This is a genomic window from Pseudomonas sp. 1 R 17 (assembly GCF_900067035.1).
Taxonomy (GTDB): Bacteria; Pseudomonadota; Gammaproteobacteria; order Pseudomonadales; family Pseudomonadaceae; genus Aquipseudomonas; species Aquipseudomonas marginalis.
Map to the genome: position 1 here is coordinate 44,953 of NZ_FKLB01000063.1, position 25,640 is coordinate 70,592.

20 protein-coding genes are annotated in these 25,640 nt (G+C 62.9%); 7 read left to right on the top strand and 13 right to left on the bottom strand.

Annotated elements, in window-relative coordinates; translation table 11 throughout:
* Window positions 1-25: 25 nt before the first annotated feature.
* The 3 genes from BFP99_RS26335 to BFP99_RS26345 form a co-directional block, all read right to left on the bottom strand.
* Entirely contained in the window at window positions 26-967 is a 942-nt protein-coding gene (locus tag BFP99_RS26335; RefSeq protein WP_065948599.1) for an oxygen-dependent tRNA uridine(34) hydroxylase TrhO, read from the bottom strand.
* 118 nt (window positions 968-1,085) lie between these two features.
* Window positions 1,086-1,382: a BolA family protein gene (locus BFP99_RS26340; RefSeq protein ID WP_065923917.1), complete on the bottom strand. Its 297-nt coding sequence runs from the start codon at window positions 1,380-1,382 to the stop codon at window positions 1,086-1,088.
* 6 nt (window positions 1,383-1,388) lie between these two features.
* A complete protein-coding gene (locus BFP99_RS26345; protein WP_003236690.1) occupies window positions 1,389-1,907 on the bottom strand; it encodes a DUF2059 domain-containing protein in 519 nt (172 codons plus the stop codon).
* 192 nt (window positions 1,908-2,099) lie between these two features.
* Here BFP99_RS26345 and BFP99_RS26350 point away from each other — a divergent pair, with 192 nt between their 5' ends.
* On the top strand, window positions 2,100-3,482 hold the full coding sequence (locus BFP99_RS26350) for a class II fumarate hydratase (RefSeq protein WP_065948600.1): 1,383 nt from the start codon (window positions 2,100-2,102) through the stop codon (window positions 3,480-3,482).
* On the opposite strand, the gene BFP99_RS26355 is transcribed toward BFP99_RS26350, so the two are convergent.
* The 3 genes from BFP99_RS26355 to pap all read right to left on the bottom strand — a co-directional run bounded on the left by BFP99_RS26355 (window position 3,479) and on the right by pap (window position 7,757).
* Window positions 3,479-4,435, bottom strand: a complete 957-nt coding sequence (locus BFP99_RS26355) for a DMT family transporter (RefSeq protein ID WP_065923919.1) — start codon at window positions 4,433-4,435, stop codon at window positions 3,479-3,481. The genes BFP99_RS26350 and BFP99_RS26355 overlap by 4 nt on opposite strands.
* A 124-nt stretch (window positions 4,436-4,559) precedes the next feature.
* Entirely contained in the window at window positions 4,560-5,744 is a 1,185-nt protein-coding gene (locus BFP99_RS26360; protein WP_027603956.1) for a thiolase family protein, read from the bottom strand.
* A 498-nt stretch (window positions 5,745-6,242) separates the two neighbouring features.
* On the bottom strand, window positions 6,243-7,757 hold the full coding sequence (gene pap, locus BFP99_RS26365) for a polyphosphate:AMP phosphotransferase (RefSeq protein WP_065923921.1): 1,515 nt from the start codon (window positions 7,755-7,757) through the stop codon (window positions 6,243-6,245).
* Window positions 7,758-7,898: 141 nt separating this feature from the next.
* On the opposite strand from pap, the gene mnmC reads away from it, so the two are divergent.
* Window positions 7,899-9,893: a bifunctional tRNA (5-methylaminomethyl-2-thiouridine)(34)-methyltransferase MnmD/FAD-dependent 5-carboxymethylaminomethyl-2-thiouridine(34) oxidoreductase MnmC gene (mnmC, locus tag BFP99_RS26370; RefSeq protein WP_065948601.1), complete on the top strand. Its 1,995-nt coding sequence runs from the start codon at window positions 7,899-7,901 to the stop codon at window positions 9,891-9,893.
* Between the two features lie 8 nt (window positions 9,894-9,901).
* Here mnmC and BFP99_RS26375 read toward each other — a convergent pair whose 3' ends face one another.
* Entirely contained in the window at window positions 9,902-14,722 is a 4,821-nt protein-coding gene (locus BFP99_RS26375) for an NEL-type E3 ubiquitin ligase domain-containing protein (RefSeq protein ID WP_065948602.1), read from the bottom strand.
* A 310-nt stretch (window positions 14,723-15,032) separates the two neighbouring features.
* On the opposite strand from BFP99_RS26375, the gene BFP99_RS26380 reads away from it, so the two are divergent.
* The 4 genes from BFP99_RS26380 (at window position 15,033) to BFP99_RS26395 (ending at window position 20,127) form a co-directional block, all read left to right on the top strand.
* Entirely contained in the window at window positions 15,033-16,805 is a 1,773-nt protein-coding gene (locus BFP99_RS26380) for an N-acetylglutaminylglutamine amidotransferase (protein WP_065948603.1), read from the top strand.
* Between the two features lie 3 nt (window positions 16,806-16,808).
* Window positions 16,809-18,545, top strand: a complete 1,737-nt coding sequence (gene ngg / locus BFP99_RS26385; protein WP_065926628.1) for an N-acetylglutaminylglutamine synthetase — start codon at window positions 16,809-16,811, stop codon at window positions 18,543-18,545.
* Window positions 18,546-18,655: 110 nt separating this feature from the next.
* Window positions 18,656-19,840 (top strand): osmoprotectant NAGGN system M42 family peptidase, encoded by a 1,185-nt coding sequence (locus tag BFP99_RS26390; RefSeq protein WP_065926627.1) that lies wholly within the window; start codon window positions 18,656-18,658, stop codon window positions 19,838-19,840.
* Between the two features lie 59 nt (window positions 19,841-19,899).
* A complete protein-coding gene (locus BFP99_RS26395) occupies window positions 19,900-20,127 on the top strand; it encodes a YheU family protein (RefSeq protein WP_003236706.1) in 228 nt (75 codons plus the stop codon).
* 1 nt (window position 20,128) lies between these two features.
* On the opposite strand, the gene csrA is transcribed toward BFP99_RS26395, so the two are convergent.
* Window positions 20,129-20,326 carry a carbon storage regulator CsrA gene (gene csrA, locus BFP99_RS26400; protein WP_065926626.1) on the bottom strand — a complete coding sequence of 66 codons (198 nt, stop codon included), beginning with the start codon at window positions 20,324-20,326 and terminating at the stop codon, window positions 20,129-20,131.
* Between the two features lie 127 nt (window positions 20,327-20,453).
* Window positions 20,454-21,269 carry an SDR family oxidoreductase gene (locus BFP99_RS26405; protein WP_027603948.1) on the bottom strand — a complete coding sequence of 272 codons (816 nt, stop codon included), beginning with the start codon at window positions 21,267-21,269 and terminating at the stop codon, window positions 20,454-20,456.
* A gap of 328 nt (window positions 21,270-21,597) precedes the next feature.
* Here BFP99_RS26405 and BFP99_RS26410 point away from each other — a divergent pair, with 328 nt between their 5' ends.
* The gene (locus tag BFP99_RS26410) at window positions 21,598-21,750 is read left to right on the top strand and encodes a DUF3309 family protein (RefSeq protein WP_015885095.1); all 153 of its coding nucleotides are present in this window, start codon (window positions 21,598-21,600) and stop codon (window positions 21,748-21,750) included.
* A 69-nt stretch (window positions 21,751-21,819) separates the two neighbouring features.
* On the opposite strand, the gene BFP99_RS26415 is transcribed toward BFP99_RS26410, so the two are convergent.
* The 4 genes from BFP99_RS26415 to BFP99_RS26430 all read right to left on the bottom strand — a co-directional run bounded on the left by BFP99_RS26415 (window position 21,820) and on the right by BFP99_RS26430 (window position 25,600).
* Complete coding sequence (locus BFP99_RS26415) at window positions 21,820-23,907, bottom strand: LTA synthase family protein (RefSeq protein WP_065926624.1); 2,088 nt, start codon at window positions 23,905-23,907, stop codon at window positions 21,820-21,822.
* A gap of 346 nt (window positions 23,908-24,253) precedes the next feature.
* Window positions 24,254-24,445 (bottom strand): PLDc N-terminal domain-containing protein, encoded by a 192-nt coding sequence (locus BFP99_RS26420; RefSeq protein ID WP_003172956.1) that lies wholly within the window; start codon window positions 24,443-24,445, stop codon window positions 24,254-24,256.
* Between the two features lie 67 nt (window positions 24,446-24,512).
* On the bottom strand, window positions 24,513-25,043 hold the full coding sequence (locus tag BFP99_RS26425; RefSeq protein ID WP_065948604.1) for a hypothetical protein: 531 nt from the start codon (window positions 25,041-25,043) through the stop codon (window positions 24,513-24,515).
* Window positions 25,044-25,084: 41 nt separating this feature from the next.
* A complete protein-coding gene (locus BFP99_RS26430; protein WP_027603945.1) occupies window positions 25,085-25,600 on the bottom strand; it encodes an ankyrin repeat domain-containing protein in 516 nt (171 codons plus the stop codon).
* Window positions 25,601-25,640: the final 40 nt, after the last annotated feature.

The following is a 25,640-nucleotide window of genomic DNA, read 5'->3' on the forward strand; positions in this document are numbered from 1 at the left end:
CATAGAGCAGGCGCGCGGGCATGGGTCAGGCCTCGGAAGGGGTTTGCTTGTAGTTGAAGCCAATCGGGTGCGGCATATTGCGGGCCTTGGCCAGCTCAATCTGCTTTTGCCGGTCGATCGCGCTGCGACGGGTTTTCTCCGGCAGCTTATCCCAGCAATGGGGGCAACTGATGCCAGCCACATAGTGTTCGGATGCGCGGTCGGAGGCGCTCACCGGTGTGCGGCAGGCATGACATTGATCGTAGTCGCCTTCGCTCAGGTCGTGGCGCACAGTGACACGATTGTCGAACACAAAGCAGTCGCCCTGCCATTTGGTTTCTGCCTGCGGCACCTCTTCGAGGTACTTCAGGATGCCACCCTTGAGGTGGTAGACCTCATCGAAACCTTCGCTGAGCATGTAGCTCGACGCCTTCTCGCAACGAATGCCGCCGGTGCAGAACATGGCGACCTTCTTGTGCTTGGCCGGGTCGAAGTTGGCTTTGATATAGTCGGGAAATTCACGAAAACTGGTGGTTTTCGGGTCGATTGCGCCTTCGAAGGTGCCGATCGACACTTCGTAGTCATTGCGGGTGTCGATCAACAGCACTTCGGGGTCGCTGATCAGCGCGTTCCAGTCCTGCGGGTCGACATAGGTGCCGACTTTCTTGTTCGGGTCGACGCCTTCGACGCCCAGGGTCACGATCTCTTTCTTGAGCTTGACCTTGGTGCGGTAGAACGGCTGCTCATCGCAGTACGACTCTTTGTGGTCGATGTCGTCCATGCGTGGGTCGTTCTTCAGCCAGGTCATCAGGCCATCAATGCCTTCGCGGCTGCCGGAAACGGTGCCGTTGATGCCTTCTTCGGCGATCAGCAAGGTGCCTTTGATGCCGTTGTCGACCATCGCCTGCAGCAGTGGCTCGCGCAGGGCGACGTAATCTTCGAGGGTGACGAACTTATACAGTGCCGCCACGACAATCGGTTGAGTCATGGGTGTTCTCTCCAGGTGGCTACCCTCGTAAGGGGTGAACCGGATGCAAAAAAAACGCGCCGGCTGAGCGGCGCGCTGCGGATTCTAGCAAATGCAGGGTGTCAGAGACACCCGCGTATCAGCTATGCCCGCCGGCGCAGGTCGGCGAGGCCGGGGCTGCGTCGATTTTCGCCCATTCTTCGGGCGTGTAGGTATGCAGCGCCAGCGCATGAAATTCGCTCATCAGGTCACCCAGGGTGGCGTAGACCTTCTGGTGGCGCTTGACGCGGTTAAGCCCCTCGAACTGCTGGCTGACCAGCACGGCCTTGAAGTGGGTCTGCAACCCACGGCTGTGCATATGGCTTTCATCCAGCACGCTCAAGTGCTCCGGGGCCAGGGCGGCGAGCGCCGTTTCGATACGCTGTTGCATGGTCATTCCTGCTTACTTCTTCTTGGCCGGTGCGGCGGCTTTTGGCGTGAGCTCGTTGGTCATGTCTTCCAACAGCTTGTTCACCACCGGCACGGCGCTTTCCAGCTTGGCCTGGGTCATCTGGGCCGATTGCTGGGTCAGTTGCGGCATTTTTTCCAGGACTTTCTTGCCCAGTGGCGACTGGTAGAAGGCAACCAGGTCCTTGAGCTCGGATTCGCTGAAGTTGGTGGTGTAGAGCTTGACCATGTCCGGCTTCAGCTTCGGCCAGCCGATGGCCTGGTCCAGGGCGGCGTTGGCCTTGGCCTGGTAGCTGTCCAGTACGGACTGCTTGGCGGCAGGCGCCTTGGTCTGTTCGAAACGCTGGGCGAACATTTGCTGCACTTGCATGTACACCGGGGTACCCAGCTTGTCGGCATGGGCCAGGGTAAGGAAGGCTTCGGCACTGGCGTTGTGGCTGGCGGTATCGGCAAAAACCTGGCCGCTGGCGCAAACCAGAGCAACCGCGGTACAGATGGCACGAAGACGAGTCATCGAGTTTCCTTTTCTAGCAGGCGAGGTAAGACCCCAAGGGCGCCCATTCTGCGCCTAAAAAACGCTGCGGCTCAACCCCGGGCCTGACCGGGCGCGGATTGCAGTGAATGAATCCGATGAAAAGTCTTTTAGGGAACCCCCCAGGCCGATCAGGGCCTAAACTGCGCAAACGAACCTGAAGGAGAGTGCCCGATGAGCCGTATCGAAACCGACAGCCTGGGAGACGTGGAAGTCCCGGAAGACGCTTACTGGGGCGCCCAGACCCAACGCTCGCTGGTGAATTTCGCCATCGGCGAGCAGCGCATGCCCCTCGCGGTACTGCACGCACTGGCCCTGATCAAGAAGGCCGCCGCCCGGGTCAACGACCGCAACGGTGACCTGCCCGCCGACATTGCCCGCCTGATCGAACAGGCCGCCGACGAAGTGCTCGATGGCCAACATGATGACCAGTTCCCCCTGGTCGTCTGGCAAACCGGCAGCGGCACCCAGAGCAACATGAACGCCAACGAGGTCATCGCCGGCCGCGCCAACGAGCTGTCGGGCAAGCCCCGTGGCGGCAAGAGCCCGGTGCACCCCAACGATCATGTGAACCGCTCCCAAAGCTCCAACGACTGCTTCCCTACCGCCATGAGCATTGCGGCGGTGCAAGCGGTGCACCAGCAATTGTTGCCGGCGATCAATACACTGTCCGGCGGCCTCGCGGAACTGTCGGCGCGGCATGCAAAGCTGGTAAAGACGGGCCGCACCCACATGATGGATGCCACGCCGATCACCTTCGGCCAGGAACTCTCGGCGTTTATCGCCCAGCTCGACTACGCCGAACGGGCGATCCGCAGCGCCCTGCCCCAGGTATGCGAGCTGGCCCAAGGTGGCACGGCGGTGGGCACCGGGCTGAATGCGCCCCATGGCTTCAGCGAGGCGATCGCCTCGGAATTGGCGGCTTTGTCGGGCCTGCCCTTCGTCACCGCGCCGAACAAATTCGCCGCATTGGCCGGCCATGAACCGATCGTGACCCTGCACGGCGCCCTGAAAACCCTGGCCGTGGCCCTGATGAAAATCGCCAACGACCTGCGCCTGCTGGGCTCCGGCCCGCGTGCCGGACTTGCGGAGGTGAAACTGCCGGCCAACGAGCCTGGCAGCTCGATCATGCCCGGCAAGGTCAACCCGACCCAGTGCGAGGCACTGTCGATGCTGGCCTGCCAGGTGCTGGGCAATGACGTGACCATCGGCATCGCAGCGAGCCAGGGGCATTTGCAGTTGAACGTGTACAAGCCGGTGATCATCCACAACCTGCTGGAATCGATCCGCCTGCTGGCCGATGGCTGCAATAACTTCCAGGAGCACTGCATCGCCGGCCTCGAACCCGACGCCGGGAAAATGGCCGAGCACCTGGAGCGCGGGCTGATGCTGGTCACGGCGCTCAACCCGCACATCGGCTATGACAAGTCGGCAGAGATCGCCAAGAAGGCCTACGCCGAAGGCTTGACCCTTCGGGAAGCGGCGCTGGACCTGGGCTACCTCACCGACGCAGAGTTCGACCAGTGGGTACGCCCGGAAAACATGCTGGGTGCCTAGGACGCCATGCGTAGCCGCCGGGCCTTGAGCCCGGCGAGCAACGACGGCGCCAGCGCCACCGCCGCCGACCCCAGCACCACCACCAGCGCGCCGAAATAGCCCAGGGCATTGATCTCTTCGGCCTGCACATAGTCCGGCCACAGCCACGCCGCCAACGCCACCGCGACAAAGGTCACCAACGGCGTCAGGGCCAGGGTCGCACTCACCCGTGAGGCTTCCCAGTGAGCCAGGGCTTCGGCAAATGCACCGTAGGCCACCAGGGTGTTCATGCAGCACGCCAGCAACAGCCAGCCTTGCAGCGGGCTCAGTTGCAGGGCCTCCAGCGGATGCGCCCACGGCGTCAGCAGCACGGCGCACGACAGGTAGATCACCATCATCACTTGCAGCGAATTCCACACGGTCAGCAACTGCTTCTGGCCCAGGGCATAGAACACCCAGACCGAAGTCGCCAGCAGGATCGTCAGCACGCCGGCGGTGTAGGCGCCAAGGGACGTCAGCAACTCTCCCAGGCGTTGGTTGAAGAACAGACCGAAGCCGACGATCAGCACCACCAGGCCCACGCACTGCCCGACGCTGAAACGCTCCTTGAACACAAACACGCTGGCGATCATCAGGAAGATCGGGCCCATCTGCACCACCAGTTGCGCAGTGCCGGGGCTGAGCAGTTTCAGGCCCACCAGGTACAACACGTAGTTGCCCACCAGGCCGCACACCGCCATCGCCACCAGCCAGCCGCCCCTGGGGCCGAGTACTTTACGACTGGGCAGGCGCCTGGTCGCGGCGAGGTACACGAACAGGCAACTGCCGGCCACCACCAGGCGAAACCAGGTGACCGTGATCGGGTCCATCACCTGCAACACTTGCTTGAGCTTGATCGGCAGAATGCCCCAGAGCAGCGCGGTCAGCAGGGTCAGGAGAAAACCGTAGACCCAGCGGCCGGAAGAGATGTGCATGAGTGCCCCAGAAGCCAGAGGAAGTGGAGCGGGCATTCTAGGGGGAAGTGAGCGAATTGGGATACGCCGCAGTTAAAATGTGGGAGGGGCAAGTCGAATCGTCGCACTGCCCCTCCCACACTTATCAGCGCACGGCTTCGAACAGCCCCGTGGCGCCCATGCCGCCACCCACGCACATGGTGACGATGCCATAACGCACATTGCGCCGTTGCAGCTCACGCACCAGGTGCCCCACCTGCCGCGAGCCGGTCATGCCGAACGGGTGGCCGATGGAAATCGAGCCGCCGTTGACGTTGTACCTGGCGTTATCGATGCCCAGGCGATTGCGCGCATACAGGCACTGCGACGCAAAGGCCTCGTTGAGTTCCCACAGGTCGATGTCCGCCACCTGCAAGCCCCGCGCCTTGAGCAGCTTGGGCACCGAGAAAACCGGGCCGATACCCATCTCATCCGGCTCGCAACCGGCCACGGTGAAACCGCGGAAAAACGCCTTGGGCTTGAGTCCCAGTGCCAGGGCTTTCTCCAGGCTCATCACCAGGGTCATCGAGGCACCGTCGGAGAGCTGCGAGGAGTTACCCGCCGTCACCGAGCCGTCTTCGGCAAATACGGGCTTCAACCCAGAGAGGCTGGCCAACGTGGTGTCCGGGCGGTTGCAGTCATCGCGGTCGACCACGCCGTCAAGGATCTGCACAGCGCCAGTGTTCTTGTCCTCGACCTTGTACTTGACCGCCATCGGCACGATTTCATCATCAAACAAGCCCTCCGCCTGGGCCTGGGCGGTGCGCTGCTGGCTTTGCAGGGCGTAGAGGTCCTGTTCTTCGCGGCTGACGTCATAGCGGCGGGCGACGATTTCCGCGGTCTGGCCCATGGGGAAGTAAATGCCCGGCACCTGCTCCTTGAGCAGCGGGTTGATCAGGTTATCGGTGTTGACGCTTTTCATGGTCAGGCTGATGGACTCGACGCCACCGGCAACGATGATGTCGCTGCAACCCGACGCGATCTGATTGGCCGCAATCGCAATCGCCTGCAAGCCCGACGAGCAGAACCGGTTGAGGGTCATGCCCGCCGTACCTGTGCCCAATTGCGACAGCACGGCCACGTTGCGCCCGATGTTGTAGCCCTGGGCGCCTTCGTTGGAACCCGCGCCGACGATGCAATCCTCGACGCTGGCCGGGTCGATGCCGTTGCGGGTCAGCAGTGCGTTGACGCAATGGGCCGCCATGTCATCCGGGCGGGTCTGGTTGAACTTGCCGCGAAAGGATTTGGCCAAGCCGGTTCGCACGCTGTCGACGATCACTACTTCACGCATGGGCTACCTCGATCTTGTCGTTGTGGGGAGATGGATCGAGGATAGATCCAGGCCTGCCCCACCGCGACGATCATTCATCCGGCGTATACAAAAGCATGGTGACGGACATAAACCTGTGGCTGGCCGGCTAGTTGTGGCAAGCGGGCCGGTTGTGGTGAGCGAGCTTATCGTGGCAAGCAGGCTTGTAGTGGCAAACGAGCTTGTTGTGGTGAGCGGGCTTGTTGTGGTGAGCGGGCTTGCCCCGCGCTGGGCTGCGAAGCGGCCCCAAAACCAGCCAATAAGGTCTGCCTGAAATAACGCGGCGCCTTGGTCAGGGCCGCTTCGCAGCCCAGCGCGGGGCAAGCCCGCTCACCACAACAGGCCCATTCACCAAAACAGGCCCGCTCACCACAACAAGCCTGCTCACCAAAACAGGCCCGCTCACCACAACCGGCCCACTCACCACAGCACGCCCGCTCACCACAGAGGGCTGCATCCTGAACAACACCAGGCCAGTGGTTATTTCTTTTTCTTCTTGTCGTGCTTGTCGGACTTGGCGAACGCTTCCTCCAGGGCAAGGTTGATGGTGCGCAACACCTTGACCCGCGCCCAGCGCTTGTCGTTGGCCTCCACCAGCGTCCACGGCGAAACCTCGGTGCTGGTGCGGTCGACCATATCGCCCACGGCGGCGCGGTAGTCGTCCCATTTGTCGCGGTTGCGCCAGTCGTCTTCGGTGATCTTGAAGCGCTTGAAAGGGATTTCCTCACGGGCCTGGAAGCGTTCCAGTTGGGTCTGCTTGTCGATGGCCAGCCAGAACTTGACCACGATCACACCGGCGTCGCGCAGTTGCTCCTCGAAGTCATTGATCTCGCCATAGGCGCGCATCCAGTCGGCCGTGGTGCAGAAGCCCTCGATACGCTCCACCAGCACGCGGCCGTACCACGAGCGGTCGAACACGGTGAATTTGCCCCGCGCCGGGATCTTCTGCCAGAACCGCCACAGGTACGGCTGGGCCCGTTCATCCTCGGTGGGCGCGGCAATCGGCACGATGTGGTACTGGCGCGGGTCGAGCGCGGCCGCCACCCGACGGATCGCCCCGCCCTTGCCCGCCGCGTCGTTACCTTCGAAGACCGTCACCAGCGCGTGCTTGCGCATGCGTTTGTCGCGCATCAGGCCGGAGAAGCGCGCCTGCTCGGTAATCAGCTGTTCTTCGTAATCGTCCTTGTCCAGGCTCAAGGTCATGTCGAGGCTGTTGAGCAGGCTCATCTGGTCGATGGCCGAGGGCAACGGCGCCGGGTTCATCCCGCTGGCCTTGCCCTTGGGCAGCTTCAGGGCATTCTGCAGGCCTTCGAGCAGGATCTTGCCCACGGTGAGGCTGCGGTAGTTGGCGTCGACGCCTTCAATCACATGCCAGGGCGCGTAATCGCGGCTGGTACGGCGCAGGATGCGCTCGCCGAAATGCACGAACTTGTCGTAGGTCTCGGATTGCTGCCAGTCCAGCGGGCTGATGCGCCAACTGTGCAACGGGTCGTCGGCCAGGGCCTTGAGCCGTGCCTTCATTTGCTTCTTGGACAGGTGGAACCAGAACTTGAAGATCAGCGCGCCTTCATCGCAGAGCATCTTCTCCAGGCGCTCGGCGCCGGCGATGGCCTGGTCGAGCCGCGCATCCTTGATCTCGCCGTGCACCCGGCCTTGCAGCATCTGGCTGTACCAGTTGCCGAAAAAAATGCCCATGCGGCCTTTGGCAGGCAGTTGGCGCCAGTAGCGCCAGGCCGGGGGGCGGGCCAGTTCTTCGTCGGTCTGCTGGTCGAAGGTGCGCACCTCGATCAGGCGCGGGTCCATCCATTCATTCAGCAGTTTGACCGTCTCACCTTTACCGGCGCCTTCGATGCCGTTGATCAGGATGATCACCGGGAAGCGCTTTTGCTGTTGCAACTCGTACTGCACCTCCAGCAAAGCCTCGCGCAGGGCGGGCACTTCGGCCTCAAAGGTGTCTTTGTCGATGGCGTGACCGATTTCGGCAGATTCGAACATGGGCGGCTCCGTTCCAGAAGTGAGCAAGACTAGCGGATTGGGCAACAACGCGCGGGAGGAAATTCCACCGGGGCTTGCCGTGGGTCAATTCAAAGCCTGTTGATCGGCTAGAATGGCCGCCTTGCCTTTACCGAGCCGCCCATGAACCCCGTAACCCACGCCCAGCTCGACTGGGATGATCAAGGTCGCCCGCACTCGCGGGTGTTCGACGACGTGTATTTCTCCGACCAATCGGGCCTGGACGAAACCCGCTATGTGTTCCTGCAACAGAACCGCTTGCAGGAGCGCTTCGCCGCCCTGCCGGCGGGCGGGCGTCTGGTGATTGGCGAAACCGGCTTCGGCACCGGCCTGAATTTCCTCTGTACCTGGCAGTTGTTCGAGCAACACGCCGTGGCCGGTGCGCGCCTGCATTTTGTCAGCGTGGAAAAGTACCCCCTGAGCCACGCCGACCTGCAACGCGCCCTCGCCCTCTGGCCCGAGCTGGCGCCGTTCGCCGAGCAACTGCTGGCGCACTACATCGCCATCCACCAAGGCTTCCAGCGCCTGGTGCTGGACAACGGCCGCGTCACCCTCACGCTGCTGATCGGCGATGCCCTGGAACAGTTGCCGCAACTGGATGCGCAGATCGACGCGTGGTTTCTCGACGGCTTCGCCCCGGCGAAAAACCCCGAGATGTGGAGCGCCGAACTGTTTGCCGAGCTGGCACGCCTGGCGGCCCCGGGCTCGACCATCAGCACCTTCACCAGCACCGGCTGGGTGCGCCGCCTGATCAACGCCGCAGGCTTCAAGATGAAGCGTACGCCGGGCATCGGCCACAAGTGGGAAATCCTGCGCGGGGAGTTTCTCGGCTGGCCGACCGACACGCCGGCACCGGCCGCCGCCAAACCCTGGTTCGCCCGCCCGACCATGCCCACTGGCGAGCGCCACGCCCTGGTGATCGGCGGCGGCCTGGCCGGCTGCGCCAGCGCGGCCAGCCTGGCGGCGCGGGGTTGGCAGGTCAGCCTGTTGGAGCGCCATGGCGGCCTCGCCCAGGAGGCCTCCGGCAATCCGCAAGGGGTGCTTTATCTCAAGCTGTCGGCACACGGCACGGCGTTGTCGCAGATGATCGTCAGCGGGTTCGGGTACACCCGGCGCCTGCTGGAGCACCTGCAACGCGGCGTGGATTGGGACGGCTGCGGCGTGCTGCAACTGGCCTTCAATGCCAAGGAGGCCGAACGCCAGGCGCAACTGGCCCAGGCATTCGCCCCGCAGCTGCTGCATCTGCTGGATAAGGCTCAAGCCCAGGCTCGCGCCGGGGTGGGCCTGGAACAGGGCGGGCTGTTTTTCCCCGACGGCGGCTGGGTGCATCCCCCCGCGCTGTGCCAATGGCAGGCGCGCCAGCCAGGTATCGAGGTGCTGGCCCATCATGAGGTGCTGGACCTGCGCAAAGTCGACGGCCACTGGCAGGCCTGGGACGGTGATCGGCTGCTGGCCAGCGCCCCCGTGGTGGTGCTGGCCGGGGCCGCTGAGGTCAAACGATTTGCCGCCGGCGCCGAGTTGCCCCTCAAGCGGATTCGCGGGCAGATCACCCGCCTGCCCCAGACCGCCGCCAGCCAGGCCCTGGCCACGGTGGTGTGTGCCGAGGGCTACGTGGCGCCGGCTCGCCTGGGCGAACACACCCTGGGGGCCAGCTTTGATTTCAACAACGATGACCTCACCCCTACCGCCGCCGAGCACGCCGGTAACCTTGAGCTGCTGCAAGAGATTTCCCCGGACCTGGCCCAGCGCCTGCACGCCGCCGACCTTGCCGCAGAGACCCTGGAGGGCCGCGCCGCCTTCCGCTGCACCAGCCCGGACTACTTGCCGATTGTCGGGCCGCTGGCCGACAGCCTGGCATTCGCCCAGGCCTACGACGTGCTGCGCAAAGATGCCCGCCACACGCCACAGGCCACTTGCCCGTGGCTGGACGGCCTGTACATCAACAGCGGCCACGGCTCCCGGGGCCTGATCACCGCGCCGCTGTCCGGCGAGTTGCTGGCGGCATGGCTGGACAACGAACCGCTGCCCCTGCCCCGCAGCGTGGCCGAGGCCTGTCACCCGAATCGCTTTGCGGTGCGCGGGTTGATTCGCAGCAACGTTGCAAAAACGACCCCGTAGGCGGCGCTTCAACCCGCCGGGGACAATTCGCAGGTGCCCAGCGCATCGAACCTCAACGCCTCCTGGGTCAGGCGTTTGAGCTCGACGAGCTCGGCGCTTTCCCGCGCGCGCTGGATCGCGCCCATCTGGGTGTGATAGTCAGCGTCACCCAAGCTTTCCCTTTGCGCCCACACCGCTTCCATGCGCTCGCCAAAGGGCTGGGTCAGGGTGTCGAACGAACCGCCATGGGTGCGCCTCAGGTAACTGCTCCAGAATGGCAGCTTCACCATATAGTTCAGCAGTTGCGGGGAAAGCTCGGCCTCCTTCAACTGCGCTTCGGCAACCTCCAGCATATGCTCGGTTACCCCAGCCAGGCTGGCGAAGCGCATATGCCGGGGCTGCCCGGGCAAATGAAAGCGCTCCACCAGCCCGGTGCGATAAGCCAGGCTGACCTCCAGCGGATCGAGCGTCGGATGCTCGGCGCTGTGCCGGCTGGCCATGGACTCCAGGCGGTCGAGGCGAAACAAGCCCCTGGCCAACCTGAGCAGCGGCTTGGCCGTGACCCTGCCGCCCTCCACCCGCTGCGCGGCCTCGTGGATTTCAACCAGCACCTCCAGGCTACTGAAGCTCACGGCAGCGGCGTCATCACAGTTCAACGGCGTGGCCGCGCGCTCGAAGACCTCGGCACGCAGTCGGGTATCGGCTGCGGCGGCATCCAGCACGCGCCAGATGCGGCGGTTCATGTCCTCGCGCACGTGGCTGGTGTCGGCGGCTCCGCCCAGGCCGGCCAATAATTTGAACAGGCCGTCGGAGCCGGGTTCATCCTTGAGCCCCAGCCAGGTCTCGGCCTTTTCGGCGAAGTGCGTCGCGCGCTCATCGCCCAGCCACAGCTCACGTGCGGTCTGCTCGTTGAGTCGCGCAATGTCATCCTCCACGAAGCCCATGCCCACGCCGATGGTGTCCCGGTAACGGTTCAAGGCCTGACGAGTGCTGGCGTCCAAAGGGTTATGCCGCACATTGATGACTTCGGTGTGCTCGCGCGGCGCATTGAACAACCATGCCGGCAAACTGGCGATGTCATTGTCCCGCAGGTCGAGTTGCTCCAGGTACGGAACGCGGGTAAAGCCGGTGGGCAGACTGGTCAGCCGGCAGTTGCGCAGCATCAGGTTGCGCAACTCGAACATCTTGTTGACGACCGGCGGGTCCACCAGGGGATTGTTGCTCAGGTCGAGCACGACCAGGCTCTTCAGGTCCGCAAGTTTGGTGCGGGTGTACTCGGTCAGTTGCAGGTGGTTATCGGCCATGTACAGCTGCCTGAGCCACGGCATGTGCTGGAGCACTTCCGGCAGCCGCGTCAGCCGATTACCGTTCAACTCCAGGCTGCGCAGCCCCTTGAAGTGCTTGAGGAAATACGCGACGTCATCGTTGAGCCCCATGCGTTTCAACGACAATTGCCGGACATGCTCGAACTGCACGTGCGCCGGCAAGGTCGGCAACGCCCCGATGGCCATGCCGTCCAGGGACAGGCTCGGCACTTGCCGATGGTGTTCATCCGGCGCCAGCGACGCATATTGCCAACTGCGCTCGATGGCCCGTGCGGCCTGGTGTCGAGCCAGGCGGTAGTCTTGCAGCGCGACGTCCGAGTGTGGCTGCGCCGGTTTGCCCTTGGCCCACAGCCTCAGCGCCCGCTGCAGTGCCTCATAGTGCTGCTCAAGGGTGCGCACGGCTTTGGCCCGGGACAGGTGATCGGTGCCCAAGTCCTGCAGGAAGGTCGACAGGCGCCGGTCATCGAATAACGGGAAGAGTTTGCGAGCTTTGCGCATCAGGCCCGCAGGCTGTGGAGGCAGCGCAGGCGGCGAGCCTTGCACACACGACAGGGCCGGCTCCTCGGGTACCGCGCGCTCGGGCCATAAGTAACGGCCGATGCGATTGCGTTCATCCTGGGCCTTGCCAATCAATGCATGCCGCAACTGGCTGGCCCTGCCGCTCGCGGTCAGGCGCAGCGCGTCGAGTTGGGCGGCAGACAAACTGTTGAGCAACGCCTCGTAGAAACCTTCCGGCCCGCCGGCCAGCGCGCCCAAGGCCTTACCTTGCCCATCGTAGGCGCGAAAGCCCTTGGCCGACTGCACCACGAAACGACTGATATCAGCGCCTGGGTCGCCCACCTGTCCCAGGACAGCGCCCTGTACGCTTTCGCGGCGCACCTGCAAGAACAGATCCTCGGGCCAGCCTGGAACCCGTTGCAGCAAGCCGGTGGCCACGCGCCGTGTCACATCGGTGGCCAGCTCCGGCAAATACAGGCCGGCCAGCGCGTCGTCTTCCTCCAACGCTTCCAGGGCTTCCCGGGCCCACTGGCTGACCCGCAGCGGCACACGCCCGGTATGGCGCAAGTGCCAGCGCTCGGCCGTGGAGGCCTGGGTCATGACCTCCCAGGCCACCCGGATCGGCAATTGCGGCAAGCGCTGCTTGAGCTGGCCGTGATCGGTCTGATCGATGAAATCGGCATCCATGCGCAGCCGCTCATAGACCGCCTGATGCGTGGTCTTGAGCGAGGCGGTGAGACGCCGCGCCAGTACCGCTTGCGCTTCATCGGCGTGGAAGGTGCCGCCGAGCAATTGCGCGGTTTCTTCGGAATCGAGTGCGGCCAGCAGGGTAGGCAGGATCTGTCCGTTCCGCAGTTGTTGCGTGGTGAGGTGGATGCTCAAGTCCTCGTAATCGAACGGCGCGGTGTCTGGATGGCGCTCAAGCAGGTAGCCCTCGTCGTCGAGCAGTTCGAAAAAACGCCCACGGGGCCACCCGTCCATCAGTGGCAGGGCCAGCATCTGCACACGGGTGGTGGCCGCATCGAGCGGTGCTTGATGCTCCATTTGCCAGATCAGGTCGCGAACCCCCTGGTTCAGCTTGAACCGCAGCGCACAGTCGCGCAGCCGCTCCGGCAGCGGCAGGTTCTGCCTGGCCAGTTGCTGCAAGCGCGGTAAGGTCGAGCCGGTGATAGCGGCGATCTCCTGCAGGTGTCCGGCCGGTAAGGCGCTGAGACTGGGGTCCAGCCGCCTCAGGATATAGTCAGGGCTGCGCCATTCATCCGCCTGCTCGAACGAGAACTGCCAGCCGCCCTGGTAGTTGTGGGTCAAGGGTGGCCGATAGGCCGAATCCCGCTGCGGATGCCGGGCTCGCCAGCGCCCGGTGCGGGCGTCAAAGACAATCGAATACAGCGCGCCGTCGACATTCACGTAGGACTGGCCATTGAGCTGATAGACCCCACGCGGGCTGGCCACTGTGCCTTCGAGCGAGACGGTGTGACGATACGGCTCGGTACGACTGCGCCACAAGCGCGTGGACGTGTCGGGCAGCCGCACGGCTTCGAGGCTGTCGTAGAACCCCGCCGCCGACGGTGTGGTTCGCCACAGCCGGCCCACGACTTTTGTACCCGCGGCGAACAACGCCATGGCAGCGAGGTTTTCCGCGATGTTCGTCAGGTGCCTGAGGGCGCCGAGCTTGTCATGGTGCAGCCAGTCATCCACCCCCTCGAACATCTCGCCAAGCAATTGCCCAATGGCCACACCGGTCATCAGTTGGCCCACCACCGGTACCACGAACCCGGCGACGTTGAGCACCGTCAAGCCGACATCCAGGTAATCCTGGATACGCTTGCGACGCGCGTCGTCATCGGCTTGGGCATTGGGAACCGCCAATACCTGCGCATCCAGCTGGATCTTGCCAACGCAGGCATTGAAAAAGAATGTCGACAACTTGTCTGTGACCGGGAGCGGCGCCACCCGCACGACGATGGCCTCCTGGTCAAAACGCTCGAAAAAACCGAAACGCTCGGACTCGTCCAGGTAACCCTTGAAGAAATCACGATAGGTACTGACGTGAAGCTTGAGGGTGAGGTAGAGCTTGAAATGCTCCAGTGATTCATAGCGGTACCACGGCCGCACGGGCTCGTTGGGCATATACACCACGATCGGGCCGCTGGAGAACCCTTCGGCCGATGCACTGGAAAACACCAATACCCCCCACAGGCAGGCGCCGTCGATGTTCAGGCCTTGCCAGGTCAGCGGCTGCTGGTTGAACCACAATTGCCGGATGTCACCGGCGGGCATATCCGCCTTGGCCAGGCCCAGCAGCAACGCGCGGGTCGGTGCATCGATATCGCCCTTGGCATGGGCCAGATGCAGGTCGATCTGCATGTCCACGCAACGGGATTGGCCGACCTGCGTCACCGAAGGATTGAAGTCCTGGTCGGGCGCCACCAGGTTGAACACTTCGCGCACATGGGTCTGATAGGCCTCTCCCAGGTTCAGCTCGCGGCAGTAGCCGATAAAGGCCTGAGCGCTGAGGGTTTGCGCAATTCGGCGCCTGGGGCCGATGCGCACCACGGCAGTGGTCGGCGAGCCGCCAGGCTCGGCAGCCGCCTGGGAGAAATTCTGCATGGCCGCTTGCAGCAGGCTGTGCTTCTCCAGGGTAACGGTCTCGACCACCTGGCCGCCCAGGTCCTGGCTGACACCGCTGAACGAGCGCCGGGGGATTTCCAGGGTGTCGTTTTCGATGTCGAGGCCCCCATGCCCCTTGCCGTCCAGGAAAGCCTTGAGCCGTTCGGCACAGAATTTATCCAGCGGTTGCAGACGGTTCAGCACCCGGTGCAGGGTTTCACGGGGGCGCTCGCTGTCGGCATACGCCTGCTCGATGGCCTGCAATACGTGGGAGTCAGCCTTGACCAACCAGGCCGGCAGCGTGCCATGCAAGACCTGCGCTTTATCCAGGTCGCCGGTGATATTCAGCAGCGCCGCCATCAATTGGTCGTGGGGCACCGGCTCGAGCGCCTGGGTCAAATCAGTGGTTTGCGTCATTCGCAATGTTCCTTTATCGCGTTGAACAATGACGCCAGACGATAAGCGCTGCGACTGCGCAAAAGGGTTCAAATAGCTGCAGGTTCAGCCCACGCAAGCGTCGATTTTTTGCATCTCGCCTCGACTTAATTACCGCCCCTTTCACCCACGCCGCACAGGCTGCAGGGGTGTTCCGAATGGGGGGCGGCGGTTTGCCATATAACTTATTGATCTAAAACTCCGCGTATAGCCTCGGGTCAGTCCCTAGGTACCCGCCATTTTGGTGCGGGTCTTTCTATCCCTCCCCAACGGAAAAACCGGTAAGGAACCTATGTGCGGATTAGCTGGCGAGTTACGTTTCGATCACCAACCTGCGGACCTCGCAGCGGTGGAGCGAATTACCCATCACTTGGCACCCCGCGGCCCTGACGCGTGGGGCTTCCATGCCCAAGGGCCGATTGCCCTGGGCCATCGACGCCTGAAAATCATGGACCTGTCGGACGGCTCCGCCCAACCGGTGGTCGACGCCCAACTGGGCCTGTCCCTGGCATTCAACGGCGCGATCTACAACTTCCCGGAATTGCGCCAGGAGCTTGAAGCCCTGGGTTACGCCTTCTATTCCGGCGGCGACACCGAAGTGCTGCTCAAGGGTTACCACGCCTGGGGCGAAGCACTGCTGCCCAAGCTCAACGGCATGTTTGCCTTTGCCGTCTGGGAGCGCGATGCCCAGCGCCTGTTCATCGCCCGTGACCGTCTCGGCGTGAAGCCGTTGTACCTGTCGCGCACCGGTCAGCGCCTGCGCTTTGCCTCGGCCCTGCCGGCGCTGCTCAAGGGCGGTGATATCAACCCGATCCTCGATCCGGTGGCGCTCAATCACTACTTGAATTTCCATGCCGTCGTGCCCGCTCCGCGCACGCTGCTGGCGGGCCTTGAAAAACTGCCGCCGGCCTCCTGGATGCGCATCGATGCCGAAGGCAACACCGAGCAGAAAACCTGGTGGACGCTGCCCTACGGCCCCCATGAAGATGAAAAAAACCTGAGCCTGGAAGACTGGACCGACCGCGTGTTGGACAGCACCCGCGAAGCCGTGGCCATTCGTCAACGGGCGGCCGTGGATGTCGGTGTGCTGCTCTCCGGCGGCGTCGACTCGAGCATGCTCGTCGGCCTGCTGCGTGAAGTCGGCGTGCAGGACCTGTCGACTTTCTCCATCGGCTTTGAAGACGCCGGCGGCGAGCGCGGCGACGAGTTCCAGTATTCGGACCTGATCGCCAAGCACTACGGCACCCGTCACCACCAACTGCGCATTGCCGAAAGCGAGATCATCGAACAACTGCCGGCGGCGTTCCGCGCCATGAGCGAGCCGATGGTCAGCCATGACTGCATCGCCTTCTACCTGCTGTCGCGGGAAGTGGCCAAGCATTGCAAGGTGGTGCAGAGCGGCCAGGGCGCCGATGAGCTGTTCGCCGGTTACCACTGGTACCCGCAGGTGGATGGCGCCAGCGACCCGTATGCCGCCTACCGCGAGGCGTTCTTCGACCGCAGCTACGATGACTACGCCGCCACCGTCGCACCGAAATGGCTGACCGCCAACGACGCCGCCGGCGACTTCGTGCGCGAGCATTTTGCGATGCCCGGCGCGGACGCCGCCGTGGACAAGGCCCTGCGCCTGGACAGCACGGTGATGCTGGTGGATGACCCGGTCAAACGCGTCGACAACATGACCATGGCCTGGGGCCTGGAAGCGCGCACGCCGTTCCTCGACTACCGCCTGGTGGAACTGTCGGCGCGCGTGCCGGGCAAATTCAAATTGCCCGACGGTGGCAAGCAAGTGTTGAAAGAGGCCGCGCGCCGGGTGATTCCGAGCGAAGTCATCGACCGTAAGAAAGGCTACTTCCCGGTGCCGGGCCTCAAGCATTTGCAGGGCGACACCCTGAATTGGGTGCGCGAACTGCTGCTGGACCCAAGCCAGGATCGCGGCCTGTTCAACCCGGCCATGCTCGACCGCCTGCTCACCGACCCGCAAGGTCAATTGACCCCGTTGCGCGGCTCGAAGCTGTGGCAACTGGCCGCGTTGAACCTGTGGCTCAGCGAACAAGGAATCTGATTGATGAAACCCCATGCAGCGGCTTACAGCCAACGCTTGTTAAAGGGCCAGGCGCCGACCTACGAGCGCCTGCAAGCGCGCCTGGCCGAAGATGGCAGCCCGCTGGCCGCCGAGCCGATTGCGGTGCATTGCGGCTGGGGCCGGCTATTGATCGGCCATACCTTCCCGGACCCGGCCAGCCTGGCCCAGGAGCTGCTCAACGAACAGCCCGGCGAGCGCGATATCGCGCTGTATGTGGCCGCGCCCCAGCAGATCCTCGGGATTGATCCGCAGCAGTTGTTCCTCGACCCATCCGACACCCTGCGCCTGTGGTTCAGCGACTATCGCCCGTCCACCCGCGTGTTTCGCGGTTTCCGCATTCGCCGGGTGCAGAGCGAGGCCGATTGGCTGGCGGTCAACCAGTTGTATCAAGGCCGCGGCATGCTGCCGGTCGACGCCGAACGCCTGACACCGCGCCATGAAGGCGGCCCGGTGTACTGGCTGGCCGAGGACGAAGACAGTGGCGCGGTGATCGGCAGCGTGATGGGCCTCAATCACCAGAAAGCCTTCCACGACCCGGAAAACGGTTGCAGCCTGTGGTGCCTGGCGGTCGACCCGCTGTGCACACGCCCCGGCGTGGGCGAAGTGTTGGTACGCCACTTGGTGGAGCACTTTATGAGCCGTGGCCTGAGCTATCTCGACCTGTCTGTGCTGCACGATAATCGCCAGGCCAAGAACCTCTACGCCAAGCTCGGCTTCCGTGCGCTGACCACCTTTGCGATCAAGCGCAAGAACGGTATCAACCAACCGCTGTTCCTCGGCCCCGGCCCGCAGGCGGGGTTCAACCCGTATGCGCGGATCATTGTCGAAGAGGCCCATCGACGCGGCATCGATGTGCAGGTGGATGACGCCGATGCCGGTTTGTTCACCCTCAGCCATGGTGGCCGCCGCGTGCGCTGCCGCGAGTCGCTGAGCGACCTGACCAGCGCGATCAGCATGACCCTGTGCCAGGACAAGAGCCTCACCCACAAGGTGTTGAAAGCGGCGGGCTTGAAACTGCCTGCGCAACAACTGGCGGGCAGCGCCGATGACAATCTGGAGTTCCTCGACGAACACCAGCGCGTCGTGGTCAAGCCGCTCGATGGCGAGCAAGGCCAGGGCGTGGCGGTGGATCTGCAGAGCATCGAAGAGGTGCAGCAGGCGATCGAAGCGGCGCGGCAGTTCGACAGCCGCGTATTGCTCGAAAGCTTTCACGAAGGCCTGGACCTGCGCATCCTGGTGATCGGTTTCGAGGTGGTCGCCGCCGCGATCCGCCGCCCCGCCGAAGTGACCGGTGACGGCCAGCATTCCATCGGCGCGCTGATCGAAGCCCAGAGCCGACGCCGTCAGGCGGCCACCGACGGCGAAAGCAAAATCCCCGTGGATGCAGAAACCGAACGCACCCTGCACGCCGCCGGCTACGACTACAGCAGCATCCTGCCCCGGGGCCAGACCCTGGCCGTGCGCCGTACCGCCAACCTGCACACCGGCGGTTGCCTGGAAGACGTCACGGCGATCCTCCACCCCACGCTGGTGGACGCCGCCGTGCGCGCCGCACGCGCCCTGGATATCCCCATGGTGGGCCTGGACCTGATGGTGGCCGCTGCCGATCAGCCCGAGTACGTGTTTATCGAAGCCAACGAACGGGCCGGCCTGGCCAACCATGAACCGCAGCCGACGGCGGAGAAGTTTGTGGACCTGCTATTCCCCCACAGTGGATAGCCTCAAGTTACAAGCTGCAAGCCTCAAGCCTAGAGCAATGCCGGCAAGCCTCAGATACCGCTTTTAACTTGAAGCTTGCAGCTCAAAGCTTGCAACTAAAGGAAACCTTTATGACCCGAACCATCCCCGAACCGGATCTCAACTACCTGCAAAAAGTCCTGCTGGAAATGCTCGCCATTCCCAGCCCCACCGGGTTTACCGACACCATCGTGCGCTACGTCGCCGAGCGCCTGGAAGAGCTGGGCATCCCGTTTGAAATGACCCGGCGCGGGACCATTCGCGCCACCCTCAAGGGCCAGAAAAACAGCCCCGACCGCGCGGTGTCGGCGCACCTGGACACCATTGGCGCCGCCGTGCGTGCGATCAAGGACAATGGCCGCCTGACCCTCGCCCCGGTTGGCTGCTGGTCAAGCCGCTTTGCCGAAGGCAGCCGCGTCAGTCTGTTTACCGACAACGGGGTGATCCGTGGCAGCGTGTTGCCGTTGATGGCCTCCGGGCACGCGTTCAACACCGCCGTGGATGAAATGCCGGTGAGCTGGGACCACGTGGAATTGCGCCTGGACGCCTATTGCGCCACCCGCGCCGATTGCGATTCCCTGGGGATCGGCATCGGTGACTATGTGGCGTTCGACCCGTTGCCCGAGTTCACCGAGAGCGGGCATATCAGTGCCCGCCACCTGGACGACAAAGCCGGCGTCGCCGCGCTGTTGGCTGCGCTCAAGGCCATCGTCGACAGCGGCGAACCGTTGCTGATCGACTGCCACCCGCTGTTCACCATCACCGAGGAAACCGGCAGCGGCGCTGCGGCGGCCCTGCCCTGGGATGTGAGTGAATTTGTCGGTATCGATATCGCCCCGGTCGCTCCCGGCCAGCACTCCAGCGAGCACGCGGTCAGTGTGGCCATGCAGGATTCCGGCGGGCCGTATGACTATCACCTCTCCCGCCACCTGCTGCGCCTGGCTTCGGATAACGACTTGCCCGTGCGCCGCGACCTGTTCCGCTATTACTTCAGCGATGCCCACTCGGCGGTGACGGCCGGCCACGACATCCGCACGGCGCTGCTGGCGTTCGGTTGCGATGCGACCCATGGTTATGAGCGCACCCATATCGACAGCCTGGCAGCACTGAGCCGGCTGTTGGGCGCGTATATCCTCAGCCCGCCGGTGTTCGCCAGTGACGCACAACCGGCCCAGGGCTCACTGGATCGGTTCAGCCATCAGATCGAGCACGAAACGCAGATGGAGAGCGACACGCGTGTGCCATCGGTGGACAGCCTGGTCGGCCAGAAGTCCTGACGCTGGCAACTGCGGTCCCGGCGCAGTAGGATCGCCGGGATCCATCATCTGAGGCTTGTATGCTGATTCCCTACGACGCACTTGAAGTCGACACCCTGACCCGCCTTATCGAAGACTTCGTGACCCGCGACGGCACCGACAATGGTGACGACACGCCCCTGGAAACCCGCGTGCTGCGGGTGCGCCAGGCGCTGACCAAGGGCCAGGCGCTGATTGTGTTCGACCCGGACAGCGAGCAGTGCCAGTTGATGCTCAAGCACGATGTGCCCAAGCATCTGTTCGACTGACTCAGGGGTTGGTGGCGGGCTGGGATTGCGGGGTTTGACGCTTGAGGATCTTTTGGTACACCTCGGCGCGATGGACATGCACCCCGACGGGCGCAACAACACCAAATTTCACCTGATTACCGTTCAGCTCGAGAATGCGCACGGTGATGTCATCACCGATGGCGATGATTTCGCCTACGGCGCGGCTTAAGACCAGCATGGCGGTTGTCCTTATTGAATGACAGGACCCCGACCATGCGCGCTGGGTGTGGGCGCAGCAATGCCTCGCGGCAAAATCAGGCAATGCCTACCCATGCAGGTAAATTGCCTGACAGACTACTGCCTGATCAGCCCTTAACAGCCTGTGCCTTGGCGCGCATCCTGTCGGCCATGGTGGTCATTTCGTCATAGAGCAACTGCGGGTTCTTCTGCTTCAGGGCCCAGGCCATCCGCCCCTGCTCATGGGGCAGGATCATGAATTCGCCCTGCGCCACACGCTGGTAGATGTAGTCGGCAATGTCCGCCGCCGAGATCGGCGAACTCTCCAACAGCTTGCCTACCTGCGCCTTCATCGCCGGTGTGGGCCCACGGAACGAGTCCAACAGGTTGGTCTGGAAGAACGACGGGCACACCACATGCACGCCGACTTCCTGCTGCTTGAGTTCCACCAGCAAACTCTCCGACAGCGCCACCACACCGGCCTTGGCCACGTTGTAGTTGCTCATGGCCGGCCCCTGCATCAGGGCCGCCATCGAGGCGATGTTGATGATGCGGCCCTTGCTCTTTTCCAGCAGCGGCAGGAACGCCTTGCAGCCCTTGACCACGCCCATCAGGTTGATTGCGATCTGCCAGTCCCAGTCCTCCAGCGATAGCTCGGCAAAGAAGCCGCCCGAGGCTACGCCGGCGTTGTTGACGATCACATCGATGCCGCCCAGCTTCACTTCGCAGGCCTGGGCAAACGCCGTGAGCTGGCTGTAGTCGCGCACGTCGCAGCGCTGGATAAAGCCATCGCCACCGGCTTCACGCACGCGCTTCAGGGTGTCCTGCAAGCCTGGCTCGCTGACGTCCGACAAGGCCAACTGCCAACCCTCACGGGCCCAGCGCAGAGCGATTTCACGACCCAGGCCGGACCCGGCGCCAGTGATCATCATGCGATTTTGCATAGGAAGTAGCCTTGTGGTTCACAGAAGAAGTGATCGGCAGTGTAGCGAAGGTTTTTCCTGCACCCACGCACCATCAGAGTGATGAATGCCCCAGGCAAACCGTGGGCCGGGTCGGATACCTGCCGTCCGCCTAAGTTCAATGTTTTTCAACTAATAAGTGCTGGATGAGCGCGAATTAAAAGAAATAAGCGACTGATCGAAATGCTTTAAAAAAACATGGAATTTTCTGCGAAGCACCAGAGTCGGAGTAGTTAAGGCGTCTGTAATTAACTCTGCAGGCCTATCGTTAAACAACCGGTCTTTGCAGAAAGACAATAAGGAAAAAACCATGAGCCTCATTCTGATCATTATCTTGATCCTCCTGCTGGTCGGCGGCCTGCCGGTATTCCCGCACTCGCGTAATTGGGGTTATGGCCCGTCGGGTATCCTCGGTGTAGTGCTGGTGGTACTGCTGGTCCTGTTGTTGCTGGGCCGGATATAACCGCCCCGCGGTAATAACGAAGCAAAAAAAAGAGGCCTTGAAAAAGGCCTCTTTTTTATTGCCGGTTAATTAGTCCGGCTTACCGTTTACAACACCTGCGGTGTTATCCAGCAAACTCTTGGTCGCGGTTTGCAGGAACGCTTCGAGTTTCTGCTTGAGTGCAGCCTCGTCCGGCGATTCGGCAATCACCTTACCGCTCGGGTTGGCGCCCAGTTCGTATTGCCACAGCTTCGGTGGCATTTCCTTGGGCAGTACCAGAATGCGGTCTGCGGTGACCAAGGCCACGGTCTGGTCGCTGCCCGATGGCTTGATCACGCCAAAGCCCTTGTCGCCTTCCGGCAGGTTCAGCAGGTCGCGGCCCCAGCATTGGTGCAGGGTGTCGCCACCCAGGCGGCCCATGATGGTCGGCACGATGTCGATCTGGGTGCCCACGGTGTGGTCACGCTCGCCGAACTTCTCCTGCACACCCGGTGCAATCATCAGCATCGGTACGTTGAAGCGACCCAGGTCCATCTCGGTGATCTGCTGTTCGTTGCCGAAGCCATGGTCGCCCACGATCACGAACAGGGTTTCCTTGAAGTACGGCTCCTTGCGGGCCTTTTCAAAGAACTGGCCCAGGGCCCAGTCCGAGTAACGCATGGCCGTCAAATGCTCGTTGAGACTGCCACGGTCAGTGACTTTCTCCACCGGCAACGGCGTCGGCAATGCGTACGGCGTGTGGTTGGACAGGGTTTGCAGGAGTGCGTAGAACGGCTTGCCGCCTTCACGGGCCTTCAACTCTTCCAGGCCACGGTTGAACATGTCCTGGTCGGACACGCCCCACGTCGGGTCGGAGAACACCGGGTCGACGAAGTCGTTGCGGCCGATGAAGTTGGTCATGCCCTGGTTGCTGAAGAAGCCCGACTGGTTGTCCCAGGCGAAGTCGCCGTTATAGACATACACGTCGTTGAAATCACGGGCGCTGAGCAACTGCGGCAGGCCCGACAGCTTGTGGCTGCCTTCCGGGGTCTGCATCAGGTATTCAAAGCCTGGCAGGTTCGGGAAGCAGGCCATGGTGGCGAACATACCCTGGTGGGTATGGGTGCCGTTGGAGAAGAAACGGTCGAACAGCAGGCCTTCCTTGGAGAGTTTGTCGAAGTACGGCGTGATATTGCCGGGACGCCCCAAGGCGCCTACCGAGTGACCGGCGAAGCTTTCCATCAGGATCACGACCACGTTCTTGATCGGCAGGGTCTTCTCGGCCGGCGGCGTGTAGTCGCGGCGCACGGCGGCGATGTCGGTATCGACCAGTTTTTCCTGTGGCAGCACCAGCATGTCACGCACGGTCTGGGTGGCCAGCGGCTGGTCCAGGGTCGCCTTCCAGACATTGGAGCGGTCTTCACCGAACCGGGCCTTGGCCGCCGCGATCAGCGACAAGGTGCCATTGAGGCCCAACTGGTTGGCGAAGTTCGAATCGGTGGTGTACACATCACCCCAACGCAGCGGCGGGCCCTGGCGCAGGGTGCCACGGGCGGCAACCACGGCGATCAGCAGGCATACCACGAACACCGCGATGCGGCTGTACCACGGCGCCACCTGGCGCGTGCCGATGCTGCCACCACTGAACGGACCACGTGGGCGCGTGGCGCGGTCGGCACCTTTGAACGCGATGCTCAGGATCAGCGTGCCCACGGCCCAGGCCAGCAGGTAGCGCACCACCGGGAAACCGTACCAGAGCATGCTCATCACGGTTTTCGGGTCTTCCTTCACATACTGGAAGACCAGGCCGTTGAGGCGCTGGTGGAACTCGCGGTAGAAGTCCATCTCCATCAAGCCCAGGAACAGGGCGATGCTGGACGCAAGGGTCAGCCAGAAGCGGAAGAACCCACGCGCGGCCATGGCCCGTACGCTGAACAGTGCCAGCAGCAGCGGGATCAGCAGGTAGACCACCAGGCGGATGTCAAAACGCAGGCCGTTGGCGAACGCTTCAAGGAAGGTCGAGGCCGGCGTGTCGAGGATCATCTCGCGGTTGTAGACCAGCAGCGCCAGGCGCAGCAGGGAGAGCATCACCATCATGACCAGTGCGCAGAGCAGCGTGTACGCCAGATGGGATTTGACGGTCGGTTGCAGCAGGCGATTAGAAGCTCGCTGCTGACTCAGGGCGTCCGGGTTTGCCATGTCGTTTCAGGACCCATTGGAAGTTTAGTGACGAAGTAGTGCAGTGGCGCGAATGGTGCCCGATCAACGGCATCAAGGCTATTAATTACTGAACGAGCACCGCTGCGCCGCCTTTAAAAGCACCTGAGGCAGGGCCTTGGCAGGGAAAGATAGAGCCGGCGGATTGTCTTGGATAAGATGTGAAAATTGTGTGCAGCGAATATTTCGATACACAAAATGCAGCGAAGAAACGAGCAAGTACCGTAGCAGCTGCCGAGCCTTGGCGAGGCTGCGTGTGCGGTGTGTCTGATACACCGCTGACGCAGCCTCGCCAAGGCTCGGCAGCTGCTACAAGGAGGGTGCGGGGTCAGATCCGCACGTTGCCGCGCGGCCCGGCGATAGCCCAGATGATCAGGCCCAGTACCGGCAGCAGCAGGATCAACAGGATCCACAACACCTTGGCCCCGGTGCTTGCGCCGCTTTTGAACACATTGATGATCGCCCAGATATCCAGCGCCAGGATGATCAGCCCGATCAGACCGTTGAAAGTGGAACCCATGGTGTCGCTCCTAAGTGAGGGCATGCCCTTGTAGGATAGCCAGCCCTGGCCGGGGTTCCGTTTTATTTCAGACGTGCACGGCAACCTTCAGCGCTTCCAGGGACGGCTCGGCCTGGATGCCGACTTCGGCGCACAACGCCAGCACGCGCGGCAGGTCATTGCCGAACACCAGCACCGCCTGGATCTCGTCGTCCAGCAACTGGCTGAAGTTGAGCAGCACATAACCGCCGTCTTCCGGGCTCAGGGCGCTCATCTGGATCTGGATACGGTTCAGGGCGGTGAGGCCGTCAGTCTTGGCCAGTTGCTTGGGCTTGAGGTTGAACGCCACACCCGGGCCGAACGACGCGACGATCTGCGCAAACAGGTCGCCATAGGTATCGGCCTGGAACAGCACGGTATCCGGCAGGCTGCCGACCACCACCCACTCCCCCAGCGGGATCGGAAAGCTGTCGTCGTAGTTGATATCCGGGTTGGCGGCCAGGAAGGCCGCCGGGTCGGCGTAGGCCTGGGCGGCCTCTTCGGCGATGCGCGCCACCTCATCCTCGCCCATGACCCCGGCGCTGATTTTGCTGATAAGTTCGACGAGGGCGGTTTTCATGGGGTGATCCTGTAGCGGGCTGGTTTTTGAGGGCGCACAGCCTACACCAGTTTCTCCAGCTGCGCCGCCGTGTCCTTCGCCCCCATGGTCTGCGCCGCCGCCAGCGCAGTCGCGCCCTGGGCATCGGTGGCCTTGGGGTTGGCGCCTTGGCTGAGCAGGTAGTCGACCATGTCGACGCGGTTGAACATGGCGGCCATCATCAACGCAGTACGACCGTCGGACGAGGCGGCCTCGATCGGCGTGCCCCCTTCAATCAGCGCCTTGACCACCGGCAAGTGGCCCTTGAACGCCGCGCCCGCGATGGGCAGCTGGTTCTTGTCATTGGCGATCAGCGGGTCGGCCTTGAACTCCAGCAGCACTTTTACCGCTTCGGCATGGCCGTGGTAGGCAGACAGCATCAGCAAGGTATCGCCATTGTGATTGCGAAAGTTGGCCGGCAAGCCTTTGGCCAGGAGCGCGGCGAGCATGGCGGCGTCGCCTTTGCGGGCGACGTCGAAGACCTGCTCGGCAAATTCGGCGGCTTCGTCTTCAGTCATTTGTTTGGCGTGGTCTGACATGTGGGGGCTCCTTGTCTGGTGCTTTATAGGCCGCCAGTGT